The 18,491-nt window shown below is 68.0% G+C and carries 15 protein-coding genes, 1 tRNA gene and 1 pseudogene; 8 read left to right on the top strand and 9 right to left on the bottom strand.

Going from position 1 to position 18,491, the window contains the following annotated elements:
• Positions 1–29: 29 nt before the first annotated feature.
• From WDJ57_RS08390 to WDJ57_RS08380, 3 genes are all read right to left on the bottom strand, one after another.
• A complete protein-coding gene (locus WDJ57_RS08390) occupies positions 30–1,568 on the bottom strand; it encodes a (R)-citramalate synthase (protein ID WP_338905511.1) in 1,539 nt (512 codons plus the stop codon).
• Between the two features lie 78 nt (positions 1,569–1,646).
• Entirely contained in the window at positions 1,647–2,060 is a 414-nt protein-coding gene (locus WDJ57_RS08385) for a DUF192 domain-containing protein (RefSeq protein WP_338905510.1), read from the bottom strand.
• Between the two features lie 38 nt (positions 2,061–2,098).
• Positions 2,099–3,763, bottom strand: coding sequence for a methyl-accepting chemotaxis protein (locus WDJ57_RS08380; protein WP_380629431.1), 1,665 nt, complete (start codon positions 3,761–3,763; stop codon positions 2,099–2,101).
• A gap of 221 nt (positions 3,764–3,984) precedes the next feature.
• Between WDJ57_RS08380 and WDJ57_RS08375 the strand changes: the two genes are divergently transcribed.
• Positions 3,985–4,539, top strand: coding sequence for a DUF7097 family protein (locus tag WDJ57_RS08375; RefSeq protein WP_338905507.1), 555 nt, complete (start codon positions 3,985–3,987; stop codon positions 4,537–4,539).
• A gap of 28 nt (positions 4,540–4,567) precedes the next feature.
• Here the strand turns inward: WDJ57_RS08375 and WDJ57_RS08370 are convergent, their stop codons facing one another.
• On the bottom strand, positions 4,568–5,080 hold the full coding sequence (locus WDJ57_RS08370) for a hypothetical protein (RefSeq protein ID WP_338905506.1): 513 nt from the start codon (positions 5,078–5,080) through the stop codon (positions 4,568–4,570).
• Between the two features lie 181 nt (positions 5,081–5,261).
• Between WDJ57_RS08370 and WDJ57_RS08365 the strand changes: the two genes are divergently transcribed.
• From WDJ57_RS08365 to WDJ57_RS08340, 6 genes are all read left to right on the top strand, one after another.
• Positions 5,262–6,881 (top strand): gamma-glutamyltransferase family protein, encoded by a 1,620-nt coding sequence (locus WDJ57_RS08365; RefSeq protein ID WP_338905504.1) that lies wholly within the window; start codon positions 5,262–5,264, stop codon positions 6,879–6,881.
• Positions 6,882–7,078: 197 nt separating this feature from the next.
• Positions 7,079–8,593 carry a PAS domain S-box protein gene (locus WDJ57_RS08360; RefSeq protein ID WP_338905502.1) on the top strand — a complete coding sequence of 505 codons (1,515 nt, stop codon included), beginning with the start codon at positions 7,079–7,081 and terminating at the stop codon, positions 8,591–8,593.
• A gap of 58 nt (positions 8,594–8,651) precedes the next feature.
• Entirely contained in the window at positions 8,652–9,200 is a 549-nt protein-coding gene (locus WDJ57_RS08355) for a GMP synthase subunit A (protein ID WP_338905500.1), read from the top strand.
• Positions 9,201–9,271: 71 nt separating this feature from the next.
• The gene (locus WDJ57_RS08350) at positions 9,272–11,146 is read left to right on the top strand and encodes a DUF2070 family protein (protein WP_338905498.1); all 1,875 of its coding nucleotides are present in this window, start codon (positions 9,272–9,274) and stop codon (positions 11,144–11,146) included.
• Positions 11,147–11,283: 137 nt separating this feature from the next.
• Positions 11,284–11,757, top strand: a complete 474-nt coding sequence (locus WDJ57_RS08345; RefSeq protein WP_338905497.1) for a hypothetical protein — start codon at positions 11,284–11,286, stop codon at positions 11,755–11,757.
• A gap of 333 nt (positions 11,758–12,090) precedes the next feature.
• Positions 12,091–13,155 (top strand): SPFH domain-containing protein, encoded by a 1,065-nt coding sequence (locus WDJ57_RS08340; RefSeq protein WP_338905496.1) that lies wholly within the window; start codon positions 12,091–12,093, stop codon positions 13,153–13,155.
• Between the two features lie 121 nt (positions 13,156–13,276).
• On the opposite strand, the pseudogene WDJ57_RS21595 reads toward WDJ57_RS08340, so the two are convergent.
• The 3 genes and pseudogenes from WDJ57_RS21595 to WDJ57_RS08330 form a co-directional block, all read right to left on the bottom strand.
• Positions 13,277–13,523, bottom strand: a pseudogene (locus tag WDJ57_RS21595) (type II toxin-antitoxin system HicA family toxin).
• A gap of 3 nt (positions 13,524–13,526) precedes the next feature.
• Entirely contained in the window at positions 13,527–13,796 is a 270-nt protein-coding gene (locus tag WDJ57_RS08335; RefSeq protein WP_338905494.1) for a type II toxin-antitoxin system HicB family antitoxin, read from the bottom strand.
• A gap of 177 nt (positions 13,797–13,973) precedes the next feature.
• Positions 13,974–14,058 (bottom strand) — tRNA-Ser (locus WDJ57_RS08330).
• Positions 14,059–14,305: 247 nt separating this feature from the next.
• On the opposite strand from WDJ57_RS08330, the gene WDJ57_RS08325 reads away from it, so the two are divergent.
• Positions 14,306–14,737 (top strand): NAD-binding protein, encoded by a 432-nt coding sequence (locus tag WDJ57_RS08325; RefSeq protein WP_338905493.1) that lies wholly within the window; start codon positions 14,306–14,308, stop codon positions 14,735–14,737.
• An 82-nt stretch (positions 14,738–14,819) separates the two neighbouring features.
• Here the strand turns inward: WDJ57_RS08325 and WDJ57_RS08320 are convergent, their stop codons facing one another.
• Together WDJ57_RS08320 and WDJ57_RS08315 are read right to left on the bottom strand one after the other, a co-directional pair.
• Positions 14,820–16,376, bottom strand: coding sequence for a hydantoinase B/oxoprolinase family protein (locus tag WDJ57_RS08320; RefSeq protein WP_338905491.1), 1,557 nt, complete (start codon positions 16,374–16,376; stop codon positions 14,820–14,822).
• A complete protein-coding gene (locus tag WDJ57_RS08315) occupies positions 16,373–18,373 on the bottom strand; it encodes a hydantoinase/oxoprolinase family protein (protein WP_338905490.1) in 2,001 nt (666 codons plus the stop codon). Before WDJ57_RS08315 ends, WDJ57_RS08320 begins: the two co-directional genes overlap by 4 nt.
• Between the last annotated feature and the right edge of the window lie 118 nt (positions 18,374–18,491).

Below are 18,491 nucleotides of genomic sequence, written 5' to 3'. Positions count from 1 at the left end.
GTTTTTCGAAAAATGGATGAAACCGGCGCTCAGTCGTCGGCAACCAGCTGGTCGTCGTCGGCGGCGACCAGCCGGTCCATCGCGTCGACCATCGCCGACACGGAGGCGCGGGTGATGTCCGAATCGCTCGCGGTGACGGTCACCGCGTCGTCGCCGCGGGACATCTCTATCTCGACGGTGACGACGGCGTCGGTGCCGCCGGTGATGGCGTCGACGTGGTAGGATTCGAGGGAGGCATCGGCCGAGTGCGACAGCGCCTCCTCGGCGGCGTTCATCGCCGCGTCGACCGGCCCGGAGCCGGTGGCGGCGTTCTCCCGCTCCTCGCCTTCGACTTCGAGGCGGACGCTCGCGGTCGGCGGCGTGACGCCGCTGACGGCGGTGAGGTCGAGCAGTTCGACCCGGCGCTCGCGGTCGCGGCCCTCGACCTCCTCGGCGATGGTCAGCAGGTCGGCGTCGGTGACGCGCTTGCCGCGGTCGCCGATTTCCTTGACCCGACTGACCACCGTGTCGATGTCGTCGCCGGAGAGGTCGAAGCCGTGCTCGTCGAGCGCGGCCTTGATGCCGGCGCGGCCGGCGTGCTTGCCGAGTGCGAGGCGGCGCTCGCGGCCCACCTTCTCCGGCGGGTACGGCTCGTACATGGCGTCGTCCTTGAGCGTCCCGTCGGTGTGGATGCCGGACTCGTGGGTGAAGGCGTTCTGGCCCACGACGGCCTTGTTCGGTGCGAGCGGGATGCCGGTGAGCTTGGCGACGAGCTGGGCGAGGTCGTGAACCTCCGTGAGGTCCATCGCCTCGATGCCGTAGCCGTGGTCGAGCGCGATTGCGACCTCCTCCAGCGCGACGTTGCCGGCGCGCTCGCCGATGCCGTTGATGGTGCCGTGGACGAGGTCCGCGCCGGCCGCGACGGAGACTAAGGCGTTGGTCACCGCCAGCCCCAGGTCGTCGTGGGTATGGGTGCTGGTCGGCCCGAGGTCCGTCAGCCGGGAGACGATTTCAAGCGTCCGGTCCGGCGTCGCGTGGCCGACGGTGTCGGCGTAGCAGACCCGGTCCGCGCCGGCGTCCAGCGAGGCGGCCATCAGGTCTTCGAGGTAGTCGACGTCCGCGCGTGAGCCGTCCTCGCCGATGACCTCGACCCAGAGGTCGTGGTCCTTGGCGTACTCGACGAGTTCGGCCGTCGTCTGGACGTTCGCCTCGTGACTGGTGCCGACTTTCTGGGTGATGTGCCTGTCGCTCGCGGGGACGACGAGGTTGATACCGTCCACGTCGCAGTCCATCGCGAGGTCGATGTCGTTTTTGATGCCACGGCAGAAGCTCGTGACCGTCGCGTCCAGGTCCAGGTCGGTCACCCGGCTGATGGTCTCGCGCTCGCCCGGTCCGGTGCAGGCGCTGCCCGCCTCGATGACGTCGATGGCCGCCCTGTCGAGGCCGCGCGCGATGCGGGCCTTCTCGTCGGGCGTGAGCGACACACCCGGGGCTTGTTCGCCATCGCGGAGCGTCGTATCGAGGAACTGTACGTCGCCGAGTTCAGAGAGTGGGGTTGTTTCGGGGTGGCCCCCGAATAAATCGATCACTGGTCATGTTGACCCTACTCACTCCTCCTGTCGTGCAGCGTTATAAACTTGCCTTTTGCCGGTTTGGTCCCGGCTCGCCTACCCGTCGTCTAGGCCCTCGACGCGGACCGTGTCGCCGACGGTTATCCCGTCGGTCGCGCCGGCGGGCAGCTCGACGATGCGGTCGGCCCTGGCCATCCCCATCCCCGTCCACGGTGACAGGCTGGCGGTCTCGACGACCCGCTCGCCGTCCAGCCAGAGCACGTCGATGGGCACGCGCATGAACAGCATGTGGACGAACTGCCGGGGCGGCCCCTCCGAGAACGGCCACAGGCCGCCGCCGGAGCCGACGTCCAGCACGAGCGCGTAGCCGTCGGGGACCTCGCTTCGGAACATCAGCCCCTTCGCCTGCGAGAGCGTCGAGTCGGCCACCTCCACGTCCGTCGCGAGGACGCGCCGCTCCGGCCCCTCGTCGCTCCCGATGACCTCGTCTGTCTCGTGGACGACGCGCATACGCTGGTCCTCTCCCGGTCGGGTGAAAAAGCGTCCGGTCAGTCCTGTGGCTGTGGCACCTGCTGGGCCGACACCCCGTCGGCCCCGCCGATCCCGGCGTCAGCCTCGGCGACCGTGAAGTCGGCGAGCCGCGACTTGAGGTCGTCGGCCCCGCTGGACAGCGACTGGACGCTGGTGGTCACCTCGGAGATGGTCGCCGTCTGTTCCTGGGCGGCCGCAGCGACCGTCTCCGCCTCGGAGGCGGTCTGCTCGCCGATGCTCGCCACCTCGTCGACCATCCCGACGACGTCCTGTGCGGTCGCGGCCTGCTCGTCGGTCGCGTCGCTTATCTCCTGGACGGTGCCGTTTATCTCCTCGATGACGCCGACGATGTCCTCGAAGTCAGCCAGTGCCGCCTCGACGGTGTCGACGCTGTCGGAGACCTGCTCGTTCATCCGCTGGACGTCGTCGACGGTCTCGCCCGCCTCGGCCTGTATCTCGCCGATGCGGCCGGATATCTCCTCCGCGGACTCGCGGGTCTCCTCCGCGAGCCCCTTGATTTCGTCCGCGACGACCGCGAACCCGTCGCCGGAGCCGTCCGCGCGGGCGGCCTCGATGGAGGCGTTCAGCGCCAGCATGTTGGTCTGCTCGGCGATGTCGTTGATGAAGGAGATGATCTCGTCTATCTCGCCAATCTGGGCGACGAGGTCCTCGACGGCCGCGGCCGTCTCGCCGATGCTGGCCTCCAGTTCGTCCAGTTCGTCGATGGCGTCGTTGGCACGCTCCTGCCCCGACCGGCCGCGCTCGGCGGCCTCGTCGGCGGTCCCCGCCATCTCGTCGGCGGAGGCGGCTATCTCCTCGACGGTCGCCGAGAGGCTCTTCATCTCGTCGGCGACGGTCTGCAACTGCCCGGTCTGCTCGTCAGCGCCGTCGGATATCTCCTGGACCGAGCGGGCCACCTCGTCGCTGGCGTCGTCGACCTCGGTCATGCTCGCGGCCACCTCGTCGCTGGCCCCGTCGACGTCGGCGGCGAAGGTCTGGACCTCGCCGACGGTGTCCCCGAGCGTCCGGACGAGTTCGTTGTAGTTCTCGACGACCTCGCGGTAGGTCTCGTCGTCCGCCTCGACCACGTCCGCGTCGATGGTCGCGGTGAGGTCGCCCCGCTTGGCGCGCTCGGCGGCCGCACCGAACTCGGTGACCAGCGCCTGCAGCCGTTCGGAGCGGGCCTCCAGTTCGTCGGTCATCGTCTCCAGTTCCTCCGTGTAGTCCCGCAGGCTCTCGGCCATCGTCCGCAGCGAGTCGCCGAAGGAGCCGGGGACGTCCTCGTCGAGGACGGGGTCGTCGAAGTCCTGCCGGGCCAGCGCCGCGGCCTGCTCGGAGACCGTCTGGAGGTAGCCGTGCATGTCGGCGAAGGCGTTGGTCAGGCTCCCGATTTCGTCGGGCTGGTCGGTCCGGTGGACGTCGCCGTCGAGTTCCCCGGCCGCGATGTCGCTCGCCCGGGCTTCGAGTCCCTGAATCGGCTCGACGAAGTCCCGCCGGATGATGAGTATCGTGTTGACGAACGCAGCGGCGGCCGCGAGAAAGAGCGCGCCGGCCAGCGCGTACCAGACGACGCCCGAGACGAGAAAGGGCAACACGAGCTGTGCAACAGAGACGGCGAACTGGAGCCCGATTGCCACGAGCACCTTCCGCTCGATGGACTCCGTGACCCCGAGGGCCTCCATCGTCGACCAGAGGAGGTCCTCGTACCGCTGTCTCAATCGGCCTCCTGCCGAAGTGGTCATACTCCAGACATTCTCTAATCGGATTAAAAAGCTATGCGTGCAATTATCAAATGAGAAATTCCACTCCCGGTGGGGGCTCTCTCGGGGACGCTCGTCGACTCTCTCGGTCCACGACCCGTCGGGGCGTCGGACTGAAGGGTGCGGGGCTCCACCGGAGTGACATGGAGAAGACCGACGCGGGCACCGCCGTCGGCGTCGACGACCCCTACGCTCACGTCGACCGCTGTGACCACCTCACCGACGGGGGCAAGTGCCGCTTCGCGGTCGAACACGGCGAGCGCGACCCCGAGTTCGCGGACGCCCGCAGTCGCGAGGAGTTCCAGTGTCCGGTCGCCGGGCCACCGGAGGAGGAGGGGCCGACGGGGCCCTGGGAGTGGGCCGACTGCCCGCACTTCCGGTGTCGCAACCGCGACCGGGCGTGCATCCGCTGTGGCCTCGAAGAGGTGCGGATGGCCCACGACGACGCCCGGCCGCTGCTGGAGGAACACCACCTCTCCTACGCCGACGCCTCGTCCGAAGGGGAGGGCGACCCGACCCACGAGATTACCGTCTACCTCTGTCGGTGGTGTCACGCCAAGGTCCACGGGTCGTGGGCGCGGGTCGACGACGACGTGAACCCCGACCCGGAGGCGGTCGCCGAGCGGGAGTCCCGCCGGGCCGAGGAACAGTCGGAACTGGGCTTCGAGTCGGCGGCCGAGCGGTTCGACCGCGAGTGAGGGGACCGTTTCCCGTCGAGCGGCCCTGCTACGCCCGGCCGTTCAGCGGGCAGACGAAGAAGTTCGGCGGCGCGCCTGCGATGTCCGGGCGGCCCTTGCTGATTGTGAGTTGCCCGGCTTCTTCGGCGGCGAGAACGTCAGATTCGGACGTCAGCGGCTCCGAGAGCGTGACGCCGTCGGCGAGCTGGGCGCTGTAGTGGACCCACTGCCCGCCGTTCCAGTCCCGGTCGCCCGGTGCCGACTCGGAGACGAACGGCGACCCGCCGCCGTTGACGCCGCCGTTGGGCGGCAGCGACGCCGTCGTCCCGTCGTTGACGAAGTAGATGACGTCGCTGGCCTGCGGTTCGTCGTCGAGCACCTTCACGACGTTCGTCCGGTAGAGAACGTCGTTGGCCCAGACGCGGCCGAAGATCTTGCCGTTGCCCTGCTCGTCGCCCTTGCCGGGCGCGGCGACGGCCGTCCCGGTCGCGCCGAGACCGACCGCGCCGATTGCTGCACTCGCACGGAGGACCTCACGTCTCGTTGGGTTCGTTCCTGTCATGTGTTCTCTGGAGGACTGCGCCTCCACCCGCCCGGTAGAACCATCAATAAATAGCCATTTTTCAGAGTTCGGCCGAAATCAGTTCGGAGTCGTTCTAGATTTCGTCCCGGGTGTGCGGCCGGTTCGCACAGTGGCGACCCCTGTCGACAGAGGTTTTCGGTGGGCGTCCGAACGCGGTGTCATGGACCCCGACCTCGACCGCTTCGCGTCGCGCCGACCCACCGTCTACGCGCCCGAGGGCGTCGTCGCCACGAGCCAGCCACTCGCCGCCGCGGCGGGCCGGGAACTGCTGAGGGCGGGCGGCAACGCCTTCGACGCCGCCGTCGCCACCGCCGCCGCGTTGAACGTCGTCGAACCCACCAGCACCGGCCTCGGCGGCGACGTCTTCGCCTGCTACCGGACCGCCGACGGCGACGTGGGTGCGATGCGCGCGTCCGGCGGCGCTCCCGAGGGCGCGACCCGCGAGCGCGTCCGCGACGCCGTCGCCGACGAGGAGGATACCGACCCCGCCGAGGTGTCGATGCCCGAGTTCGGCCCCCACGCCGTCACCGTGCCCGGCACCGCCCGCGGGTGGGAGGCGACCGTGCAGGAACTCGGCCGCCTGACGCTCGCCGACGCGCTCGGGCCGGCCATGCGCTACGCGACCGAGGGCTACCCCGTCACCGAGGTGGTCGCCGCCCAGTGGGAACACGGCGAGGAGTTGTTCACCGACGCCCACGCACGCGAAGCCTTCCTCTTCGACGGCGCGTCCCCGGGCGTCGGGCAGACGGTCCGCCTGCCCGAACTCGGCGCGACGATGGAAACCATCGCCGAGGAGGGCGCGGACGTGGTCTACGAGGGCTACGTCGCCGAGGCAATCGCCGACGAGATTCAGGACAAGGGCGGATTCATGACTGTCGACGACCTGGCCGACTTCGAGGTGGAGTGGCCCGACCCGCTGTCGACCACCTACGACGGCGTCGAGGTGTTCGAACTCGGGCCGAACAACCAGGGTCAGATTGCGCTCGAAGCCCTCAACGTCGCCGAGGAGATCGGCGCTGGCGACCACCCCTACGACAGTCCCGAGCGCGTCCACGCCTTCGCCGAGGCGATGAAGGTGGCCTTCACCGACGGCCACTACCACATCACGGACCCCGAGTACGAACCAGTGCAGGCGCTGCACGAGAAGTCCTACGCCCGCGAGCGCGCGGCGGCCATCGGCGACGAGCCGCTGACCGATGTCGAGGTGGGCACGCCCGGACCGGTCGGCGAGGACGCCGACACCGTCCTGTTGACCGTCGCCGACAGCGCGGGCAACGTCGTCTCGTTCATCAACTCCCGGTTCATGGGCTTCGGGAGCGGCGTCGTCGCCGGCGACACCGGCATCGCACTACAGAACCGCGGCGCGTCGTTCACGCTCGACGCCGACCACCCGAACCGCCTGGAACCCGGCAAGCGCCCGTTCCACACGCTCGTGCCCGGCCTGGCCCGCTTCGGCGACGAGGACTGGGCCGCCTTCGGCGTCATGGGCGGGTACATGCAACCGCAGGGGCACCTCCAGGTGCTCGCCAACCTCGTCGACTACGACATGCCGCTGCAGGCCGCGCTGGACGCGCCGCGCTGGCGCTACCGCGAGGACGGCACGCTCGCAATCGAGGAGCGTCTGCCCGACGGCGTCGCGTCGAAACTCGCCCGCCGCGGTCACGACGTGCGCGTCGAACCGCCGAGCCAGTTCGGCGGCGCACAGATAGCCCGCTGGGACGACGGCACGCTGTCGGCCGCGACCGAACCGCGCAAGGACGGCCACGTCGCGCCGTACTGAGACGGCCGCGCTCGCGCAGATCGCTACGAGACAGCGGTCGAATAAACGGTATGCTTTTTCAGGGCGGGACGATAGCCTCAGCCAATGAGCAGCGACGAGTCGCCGGGGCCTCCGTCTCGCCCCGTGTCGGACGGCCAGTATCAGCGCCAGTCGGGCCGCACGGCCGGTCGGTCGACGGGCGGTGGGCCGGCGTCGCCATGAAGGGAAACGCCACGGGGCGCGACCGCCAGCGGCAGGCGCTCTTCGAGGCGACGCACGACCTCATCCGGGCCGGGTCGGTCGCCGACATCGCGGCCATCGTGACCGACACCATCTCGGAACTGGTCGGGCTCTCGCAGGTCGGCGTCCACCTCCACGACGCGGACGCCGGGGCGCTCGTCCCGGTTGAGTGGACCGATTCGGTCGAGGCTGCCATCGACGAACCGCCGGCGCTGGGCGAGGGGAGCCTGGCCTGGGACGTCTTCCGGGCCGGCGAGCCCCACCTGTTCGCGGACCTCTCGACGGAGCCGACCCACAACCCGGACACTCCCTTCGACAGCGAGTTTATCATTCCGCTGGACGACGAGGGCGTCGTACTGGTCGCGTCGCCCGACCCCGCCGCCTTCGACGAGGGAACCCGCCAGCTCGTCGAGATGGTCTGTGCCAACGCCACGGCGGCACTCGAACGGCTCGAACGCGAGCGGGAACTCAGCGGGTTCAAGAAGGCCGTCGAACACGCCGGCCACTCCATCGTCATCACGGACACCGACGGCACGATAGAGTACGTCAACCCGGCGTTCGAGGAGATTACCGGGTACACGCGCGAGGAGGCGCTGGGCGCGAACCCGCGGATCCTGAAATCCGGCTTCCACGAGGACGAACTGTACGCCAGGCTGTGGCGGACTATCCTCGACGGGGAGGTCTGGCACGCGGAACTCGTCAACGAACGCAAGGACGGCGAGCGGTTCGTCGTCAACCAGACCATCGCCCCCATCGTCGACGACGAGGGGCGGCCACAGCGGTTCGTCGCCGTCAACCACGACATTACCGAGCGCAAGGAGATGGAGCGACAGCTCCAGGAGCAGCGGGACAACCTCGACCTCCTCAACGAGGTGGTCCGCCACGACATCCGCAACGACCTGCAACTCGTCCTCTCGTACACCGAATTGCTGGGTGAGTCGCTAGACGACGCGGACCGTGAGTACCTCGACAAACTCGTCGACCGCGCCGAGAACGCGGTCGACCTGACCGAGACGGCCCGCGACATGGCGGAGGTGATGCTCCAGGCCGACCCGGACCTCGAATCGGTCGCACTCGGCGCGGTTCTGGAGGCGGAAGTCGAGGACCTCCGCAGTGCCTACCCGGCGGCCGACGTCAGCGTCGAGGCCGCGCCACGCGTCGTGGTCGAGGCCGACCACATGCTCGATTCCGTCTTCCGTAACCTCCTGAAAAACGCCGTCCAGCACAACGAGGGCGTCCCCGAGGTCACCGTCTCCGGAGAGGTGAAGGCCGACACGGTGACCGTCCGCATCGCCGACAACGGCCCCGGCGTCCCCGACGAGCGCAAGGAGGACATCTTCGGCAAGGGCGAGAAGGGGCTGGACAGCAAGGGGACCGGCATCGGCCTCCACCTCGTCCGGACGCTGGTCGACACCTACGGCGGCGACGTCTGGGTCGAAGACAACGACCCGACGGGAGCCGTCTTCTGCGTGGAACTGTCACTGGCCGAGTGACTGGCGCGACAGTGCCAAGTCGCGGCACCTAAACACCCCCCGCGCGTACCCGTCTCCAATGACCCGCATCGACGTCGTGGACAACCACGGCCAGTTCACCCACCTGGAACACCGCGCGCTCCGGGACATGGGCGTGGACGTCGAGACCATCGACAACGACACGCCACCGGCGGACATCGAGGCCGACGGCCTCGTCCTCTCCGGCGGGCCCGACATCGACCGCATCGGTAACTGCCCCGACTACCTCGACCTGGACATCCCGATTTTCGGCATCTGTCTGGGCATGCAGATAATCGCCGACGCACTCGACGGTCGGGTCGGCCCCGGCGACTACGGCGGCTACGCCGATGTGACCGTCGAGATTACCGAGCCCGAGGACCCGCTGGTCGGCTCGCTCGCCCCCGAGACCCGCGTCTGGGCCAGCCACGCCGACGAGGTCAAGGAGGTTCCGTCGGGCTTCACCCGCACCGCGAGAAGCGACGTCTGCGACGTCGAGGCGATGAGCGATGTCGACCGCGACCTCTACGGCGTCCAGTGGCACCCCGAGGTGGCCCACACCGAACGCGGCGAGGAAGTCTTCGAGAACTTCCTGGCTCGCTGTCAGTAATCCCGCCGCTGTCGGGTATTCTCCGCGCGCAGAGAAGTAGATTTAACAGCGTTCCGCCATCTCATAGAACAATGACAGCGACGCAGGGAAACCTCGCTGGGCTCTCGCGGTTCATCTTCGGGTCCCCCCGGTGGTACAACAGCGTCGCGATGGCGGTCGTCCTCGCCGCGGTGACGGGGTGGCTCGCCTTCGACTCCGCGTTCCCGCTGGACGACGCCTGGCGAGGGGTCTTCTTCGTCGGCATCCCGACCGTCGTCGCGGGCATCCTCACGCCCGTCGTCGACCAGGCGCTGGGCGGGTCGCTCACCCGCGACCGCGCATCCCTGCTCGCGCTCGCCTGCGAACTGCTGGTCGTCGGCCTGCTGATGGCCGCCTGGCTCATCTCCGAGGGTCTCGGCCTCACCCAGCAGTTCGTCCTCGACGCACTGCTCATCGCGCTGGCGGCCATCTTCGGCTTGCGCCTGCTCGTCGTCGTCGCCACCTCGCGCCAGCCACCGCTCCGGGCCGTCGTGCCGGCGAGCATCCAGACCGTCGCCGCGGCGGTCATGCTGTTCGTCTACAGCGGCACGCTGTACTACCTGGAGGTCGGCGGCCCGCTCGTCCAGACGGTATTCGCCCGCCCCGAGCAGGCCCCGGTCGAACTCCAGAACAGCATCTTCCCGTTCGACTTCGTCCTGCTCGCGGTCATCTGCGTCATCCACGCCGTGGCCGTGTGGGGCTTTCTCGAAATCATCGACCGGCCGTGGCGCTCCAGTCTCGGGGTCTCCGTGCTGGATTTCGTCCACGGGTTCATCGGCCACCTCGCGGAGGGCTCGCGCGAACTCGAAGCCTTCTTCGAGGACATCGGCGAGGAGGCGCTCGTCCCGGTGACGGTCCTCTCCGCGCGCCGGCCCGACGGCACGGAGAAGGCCCGCTTCGTTCTCCCGATGATACACCCGGGACCGATGGGGGAAATCGGCGGCGGGAACCTCCCCGTCCGCGTCGCCGAGCAGGCCGACGGGCTGGCGTTCGTCCCCCACGCCACCGCCGGCCACGACTTCAACCTCGTCACCGAGCGCGAGGTCGACACCATCTGCGAGACGGCCGACCGCGCCTACCAGCACATCGAGTACGACGGCACGGCCACCCGCGGCGTCCGCCTGGTCGAGGGCGACGCCACCCTGACCGGCCACGCCTTCGGCGACGACGCGCTCGTCGTCAACACGTTCTCGCCGACCTTCGCCGACGACGTGGAGTACGCCGTCGGCCTCTCGGCGGCCGCCGAGGCCCGCACCAGCGGGCTCGACGACGTGTTGCTCGTCGACGCCCACAACTGCAACAACGGCCTCGACGGCGAGGACCTGGGTCACGTCGTCCCCGGCAGCGAGCGCTCTTTCGACATGCTTCACGGCGCTGGCCGCCTCGGAAAGCGTCTGGCGGGGATGGCCCAGCACGACCTCCGCCTGGGCGTCGCCCACGAGGAGACGCCCTGGGAGCCCGACGAGGGAATCGGTCCGCTGGGCATCCGCGTTGCCGTCTTCGAAGCCGGCGGCCACACCACCGCATACGTCCTCGTCGATGGCAACAACATGGAACCGGGGCTGCGCGAGCGCATCGTCGACGCCATCGACGCGGTGGACCTGGTGGAGGTGATGACCAGCGACACCCACATCGTCAACACCGTCGAGGCCGAGAACCAGGTCGGCGACAGCATCCCCGAAGCCGACCTGGTCGCGCTGGTCGATTCGCTGGTCGGGCGCGCGCTGGCGGACCTCGAACCCGTCGAGGCCGGCATGGCGAGCGAGCAGGCCGAGGTCACCGTCTTCGGCAACGACCGCACCGAGACGCTGGCCAGCCACGCCAACGCCATGGTCTCGATGGGCTTCGCGCTGGCCGCCGTGTTCGTCCTCGCCGTCCTCTCCATCAGCATCCTCATCTTCGCCCTCGCCTCCAGCGCGCCCTGGTAACGACGCGCCTCCCCTGGTAACGACTCGCACACTCCCGGGTACCGAGTGGTCCCCGCGCCGGTCTTCGACGTGTCCGGTAGGACGAACTTACACCCCGGCTAAGTAACACCTAAGTGTCCCAGTTGGGCATTGCCGCTATGCGTCGCCGGTTCGCGGTGCCCGAGGTCACCACCCTCCGAGGGGCCGTTCCCGACCGCGCGGAGATCCGTCGAACGACCGTTCTCGGCCTCGCGCTGGGGTCGCTGGACGTCGTGACGACCGCCGAGCACATGCTCGTCCCGCCGATGAGCGATGGTAATCCCATCTTAATGGCGGTCGGGGGCGTCTCGCCGTGGCTCGCGTACGGCGGCTTCGTCGTCTGGTTCCTGCTGGTCGCCACGCTTGCGCTCGCACGCGACGACGCGCTCGGCTACGGGGCGGACACCTACCTCCTCGCCGCGTTCAGCCTCACGGGCGTCGCCAACGCCGCCTACTTCGTCCTCGGGACGACCGTCTTCAAGGAGTTCGTCGGCCAGTACACGGCGTTGACCCACCTCTACATCGTCGTGCTCGCGCCCGTCGGCAGTCTCGCCGTCGGCTATCTGTGGGCGAGTCGTCGGTACAGGGGCTGAGAACGGTGGAATTCAAACCCGTTGACACACTTCGTAGCTGACACAACCAACGTGCTGAACGTAGAGGGTGTCGTCAGCAGTCAGCCATCGTTGGTTTCACACCGATTCTGATGAATCAGCCGGTCAGTAAGCCTGCGTACTGACCGCTACAGTTCCTGATAGATTCTGATGATATTCAAATTGCTATGCGAGATACAGGGCGCATATCTTGCACCGGACTTTGGTCAACTAGTACGGGATAAGCCGTGCTTGCAGATCGCTCGCTCGGATATTCAAACAGTACCGGCATGAAAGATATCACCCCCTTATATAGTCAGCGCCCCTACGTGTTGTATGTTATATCCGGTTCCTTTACAGAATCTCGTCTCGGTTCCCGGGATTGTCGGGCTGCTCGTGCTCGGGTTGGCTGTCGTCACCGTCTGGAGTTCGATCCGGATAGTCGACGCCTACGACAAGGAGGCATACACCGTGTTCGGGAAGTATCGCGGCCTGCTCGAGCCGGGTATCACCTTCGTGCCGCCGTTTATCTCAGAGACGACCAGGTTCGATATGCGGACACAGACGATGGACGTCCCCGGACAGGAAGCGATCACGCGAGACAACTCCCCTGTGACCGCCGACGCCGTCGTCTATCTGCGCGTGATGGACGCCAAGAAGGCGTTTCTCGAGGTCGACGACTACAAGACCGCGGTCTCGAACCTCGCACAGACGACCCTGCGTGCGGTCATCGGTGATATGGAACTGGACGACACGCTGAACAAGCGCCAGGCGATCAACGCTCGCATCCGCAGGGAACTGGACGAGCCGACCGACGAATGGGGGATTCGCGTCGAGTCGGTCGAAGTCCGCGAGGTCAAGCCCTCCGATGAGGTTCAGCAGGCGATGGAACAGCAAACCGGTGCCGAGCGACGACGCCGGGCGACGATCCTCGAAGCGCAGGGTGAACGCCGCAGTGCCATCGAGCAAGCGCAGGGTGATAAGCAATCCAACATCATCCGCGCCCAGGGTGAGAAACAGAGCCAGATTCTCGAAGCTCAGGGCGACGCAATCTCCACTGTACTGAGAGCGAAATCCGCCGAGTCGATGGGCGAACGAGCGATCATCGACAAGGGGATGGAAACGCTGGGGGAAATCGGCCAGGGCGAATCGACGACGTTCATCCTGCCCCAGGAACTCACGTCGCTGGTGGGTCGCTACGGCAAGCACTTGACCGGTAGTGACGTCAAGGAGAACGGTCACGTCCTCGAAGGGCTGGAGTTCGACGACGAGACCCGCGAGATGCTCGGCCTGGACGACATCAAGGAGATTCTCGGCGAGATCGACGCAGCCGCCGAACTGGACGTCTCGGAACTGGAACAGCAGGCAAAGGCCGTCAAGGACGGCGAGCCGAGCCCCTGAGTTGGATGTCCCCAGGCGCTGGAGGCGGTAACTGCACCGGGTTTCCGCCAGTCGCTGGGGAGAACGGCGACTTCGAATCGAGACTCGATAGCGACAGGCAGGTCCCTTCCGTCTCGGTTCGTCAGGCGTTTCGGTCGATCCACTCACAGAAGGCGTCGAAGTCGTTTGCCCCGGCGCTCTCGGCGACGTCTCGGAGCCCGTCCGGAGTTCGTCGTGGAGCGGTACCGTCACCTGGCGGCGGTCGTCCTCGTTCGTCGGGTGTTCGTAGTACCGTTGCGCGTGGTCCCCGGTCGTCCGTCGCCACTCGAATCCACTACGTTTGCCAGCACCTTCAGGACCTCCAGCCCGGAGAACATCCGCCGCGCCATTTCTCAGTCCAGTACGTCCGGTGGGTCCCGGTTTCCGGTGGTGTTATCGGCTGGATCGATCCCCGCCGCACGCAGTTCCTCGTCGGTTGGCGCACGACCACGCTCGTCATCGTGTAGTGCCACGGCGTCGTCGAGGTTCTCCAGAGCTGCTTCTCTGGATTCGCCCTGCGTGGTGACTCCCGTCTCCACGTCCCTGGCGATCCACCAGTCGTCCTCTTGCCAGAGACGGATCTCTCCATCGTGGGTGTCACCGTCCCGAGTCGAACTAGCCATCGTACTCATCGTCGGGTAACGGGCCGTATAAGCGTTCTGCGGGCCTTTCTCGTGACGAGCGCAAGAAGGTGATGCGGACGGGCCTGATATGGTGACCGACTGGCGCACTCTATTCAGTACAGCCGTTGGGACCTATCACCACTTGGGGGCCTCAACAAGGCCAGAAATTTGGAGAAGCGCCGAGGGAGAGATTTGAACTCTCGAGTCCGTGAGGACAGTTGCTCTCGAAGCAACCGCCTTGGCCAGGCTAGGCTACCTCGGCCCACTCCACGGTACCCTCCGATTATTGTTATCCGTTTCGATTCGGCCGGTCGGTTCGCGTCGACATCTCCACCACGGTGAGGTCGGGACCACCGTCGTGTGAGGTCCCGACTCGCCATCCGACTCCAGCAGAGAGGGCAGTGAAGTAGCCTTCGCCAAAGTGGCGATTCTCGTCTATTAATCCATACGATTGGTAAATCTTCGGGGCAAACAGTCGTATTATCTGTCTCTACAGGCTCTATTTCAGTATGGTCGTCAAAACAAGTCGGAACGCCATTATCGTCGGTGGCGGTCGGGTCGGTCGGCGGACGGCTGCCAGCATCACGAACGCAGGATACACGGTGACTATCATCGAGAGGGACACGGAGAAACAGGACATCTTGCCGCAGTCGCCCGCGAGCAGGGTGATCGTCGGTGACGGTGCGGACGTCGAGGTCTTCAAGGAGGCGAACCCGACGATGGCCGACGTCGTCGCCGGCCTCACGAACGACACCGACACGAATCTCGCGGTCTGCAAACTCGCCAAGGAAATCGTCCCCGACGCCAGGACGCTCCTTCGCATCGGGGAAGACGGTGCCGAGGACTACGCCCACCTCAACTACGTCGACGCTATCGTCTATCCCGCTGCAGCCGGGGCCAGAGTCGCCACCTCACAGATTACTGGTGGAAACGTCCGGTAGGGTGTACGACGGCGTCGTGGCGTCTCTCACCTCGACACGCCAGTCGACAGCAGTTTCGGACTGACGCCGACGTCTCCCGTTTTCACTCGCCGTCGTCGTCTCCCTCGTCTGCCGAGCCGTGGCCCCCGCCGCCCGGCGTCTCGACGGTGACCGTCGTCCCCGCGGGTACGTCTGTCGTCACCTTCGCGCCCACCTGCTCCCCGTCGACGAGGTTCCGGCCGGTCGCGCCGTCCGCCCCGCCGGCGATGCCCCGGGGAGCGTGTCGCCGCCGCTCGGTCAGCAGCGAGACTGTCGCGTCCGTCAGCACTGTCACCGAGCGCACGAGGCCGTCCCCGCCGCGGTGTGCGCCCGCGCCGCCGCTGCCTGCCCGCAGCGCGTACCGCTCGACGCTCAGGGGGTACTCCTGTTCCAGCGCCTCGACTGGCGTGTTTAGCGTGTTCGTCATCCCCACCTGGACGCCGGAGAGGCCGTCGCTGGTCTGTGTCGCCCCCGCGCCGCCGCCGACGGTCTCGTAGTAGGCGAAGCCGTCGCCGCCGACGACGAGGTTGTTCATCGTCCCCTGGCCCTGCGCGGGGACGCGCTCGGGGGCCGCCTCGGCGAGTGCGGCGAAGACCACGTCGGTGACGCGCTGGCTCGTCTCGACGTTGCCCCCGACCACCGCCGCCGGCGGCGCGGGATTGAGCAGGCTCCCCGCGGGTGCGCGAACGGTCACCGGCTCGTAGCAGCCGTGGTTCGGCGGAATCTCGGGGTCCGTGACGCAGCGGACGACGAAGTACACGGCGCTCTTTGCGACCGCCAGCGGCGCGTTGACGTTGCCGGCGACCTGGCTCGCCGTCCCCGCGAAGTCCACCTCCAGCCTCCCGCCGTCGACGGTCACTGTCACCTCGATGGGGATGTCGGTCTCCGTCACGCCGTCGCCCTCCATCACGTCCGTCGCGCGGTACTCGCCGTCGGGCAAGGCTCGCAGTTCCGTCTCGACGCGCTCGCGGGAGTAGTCGACGACGGCGTCGAAGGCGTCGAGCAGTCGGTCGCCGTGGTCGGCCAGCAGGTCGCCGACGCGCTCGGCCCCGCGCTCGTTGGCGGCCACCTGCGCGCGCAGGTCCGCCCGCCGCTCGCGCGGGTTCCGGACGTTCGCCAGGAAGAGGTCCTCGACGTCGGTGTCGACGTCGCCGGCGCTCGCCAGCCGTATCGGCGGGAGTCGAATCCCCTCCTGCTGTATCTCGCGTGCGCCCGCGGGCATGCTCCCGGGTGCCATCCCGCCGACGTCTGCGTGGTGTGCCCGCGAGACGGCGTAGCCGACTATCTCGCCTTCGCGGGTAATCGTCGAGACGAGCGTCACGTCGGGCAGGTGGGTCCCGCCCTGGAAGGGGTCGTTGAGCAGCCAGAGGTCGCCGGGGTCGGGCGACTTCGCCAGCACCGCGTCGACGGCCTCCGGCATCGCGCCGAGGTGGACCGGGATGTGCTCGGCCTGTGCGACCATCCGCCCGTCGCCGTCGAAGATGGCCGTCGAGCAGTCCCGCCGCTCGGTGATGTTCGGCGAGTACGCCCCCCGAATCAACACCTGTCCCATCTCCTCGGCGACGCTCTCCAGCTGGTTGCGCAGTATCTCCAGTTCGACCGGGCCGATGTCGTCGCTCATGCCTTCTCCACCACCAGCGTTCCCCGTCCGTCGACTGTCGTCTCCCAGCCCGGCGGGACGACGACGGTGCTCTCGCCGCCCTCGAAGATTGCCGGGCCGGCGACGGTCGTTTCGGGTGCGAGCCGGCCGCGGTCGTAGACGGTCGTCTCGTGAGCCCGGTCGGTGAAGTGTGCTTCACGGTGGGCGACCGGCTCCGTGTCGCTTCCTTCGTGTGTGATATCAGGTTCGCTCCCCGGAATCGTCGCCGTCGCACGCAGGTTCACGACCTCGATGGGTTCGTCGTCGAGGTGGTAGCCGCGGGTGCGTTCGTGCGCCTGCTCGAATCGCTCTGCCACGGTCGCCGCGTCGAAGGGGTCCGGAACCGCGACCGTGAGTTCGTGGCTCTGGCCGGCGTAGCGGAGGTCGGCCGCGCGCTCGACGCGTGCCGCTTCGGGGTCGCTGGCGTCAGAAAGCACGGACGCCGCCAGGTCGTCGAACTGCTCGTCCACGGCGCCGGGGTCCGCGTCGGCGAGGGCGAACTGGTCCGTCCGGAGCGTGTCGTGGTGTTCGTCTGCGGCCAGCAGGCCCAGCGCGGAGAGGACGCCGTTCGCCCGCGGCACGCGAATGGTCTCGACGTCCAGGCGGTCGGCGAGCGCGCAGGCGTGCATCGGCCCGGCACCGCCGAATGCGACCAGCCCGAACGCCCGCGGGTCGTGCCCTCGCTCGACGGTCACCGACCGAATCGCTCTGGCCATCCGTGCGTTCGCCACGCGGTAGATACCGCGGGCCGCTTCGACTGCACCGTCGAGGCCCGCCTTCGCTGCCAGGTCCTCGATGACCGCTCTGGCCCGCTCCGCGTCGAGCGTGAGGCCCTCGCCGAGTTCCGTGTCCGCGCCGAGGTAGCCCAGCACGAGGTTCGCGTCCGTCACCGTCGGCTCGTCGCCGCCTTTCCCGTAGCAGGCCGGCCCCGGGTCCGCGCCGGCGGATTCCGGACCCACCCGCAGCGCCCCGCCCGCGTCGACGTGGGCGATGGAACCACCGCCAGCGCCGACAGTCTCGACGTCGACCATCGGCACCCTGACCGGGTGGCCGGCGATGTCGGCGTCGGTCGTCTCCTCGACGTCGCCGTCGCGGACGAGGCTCACGTCGCTGGAGGTCCCGCCCATGTCGAAGGTGATGATTCCCTCGTGTGCATCGTCTTCGAAGAGGCTCGCGCCGACGACGCCCGCCGCCGGCCCGGAGAGTACCGTTTCCACGCCGTGGTTCCTGACGGTCGCCGTGTCGGCGATGCCGCCGTTGGACTGCATCACCTGGACCGCCGGGAGGTCGCGCTCCGCTGCTGCCCGCTCCAGGCGGCCGAGGTAGGCGTCGATGACCGGCGTGACGTAGGCGTCCGCGACGGTGGTCGCCGTCCGCTCGTACTCCCGGAAGGCCGCCAGCGTCTCGTGGGAGGCGACCACCGGGGCGTCGAGGCGTTCCCGGAGGCGCTCGGCGACGCGGCGTTCGTTCTCGGGGTGGGCGTAGGCGTGCAGAAAGGAGACGGCGACGCTCTCGGCCTCGCTGTCGGCGATGGCCGCGGCCACGTCGTCTACCTCCCCCTCGTCCACGCGTCGCTCGATGCCGTCTGGCGTCGCCCGCTCGTCCACCTCGTAGCGCCGCTCTGCGGGCACGAGCGGGTCGGGCCGCGTCGCGTCGAGGTCGTACAGCGCCGGCCTGTCCTGCCGCCCGATTGCCAGCACGTCCTGGAACCCCTCGGTGGTGACCAGCGCCGTCCGCGCGCCGGTCCCCTCCAGCATCGCGTTCGTCGAGACGGTCATCGCGTGGCGGAACTGGTCGACGCACTCGGGGGCGACACCCGCCGCCTCACAGGCCGCGGCGATGCCGGCCAGGACGCCCTCGCTCTGGTCCGATTCTGTCGTGGGCACTTTCGCCGTCGTGACTTCCCCGTCGGCGACGAGCACCACGTCGGTGAAGGTCCCGCCGACGTCGACGCCGAGACGGACCGTGCCGCTGTCCATACCTCACCCTGGGCAGGCACTGGCATAAACGGTGCCAGTCGCACAATTTCTGCTGGTGGGGTCGGCGGTGGCCGTCCACAACTGACGGATAGTTGAACTGTGACAGACACCCAAAGGG

This window comes from Salinibaculum sp. SYNS191, from assembly GCF_037338445.1.
Classification (GTDB): domain Archaea; phylum Halobacteriota; class Halobacteria; order Halobacteriales; family Haloarculaceae; genus Salinibaculum; species Salinibaculum marinum.
This window is presented reverse-complemented; position numbering and strand designations above follow the sequence as displayed.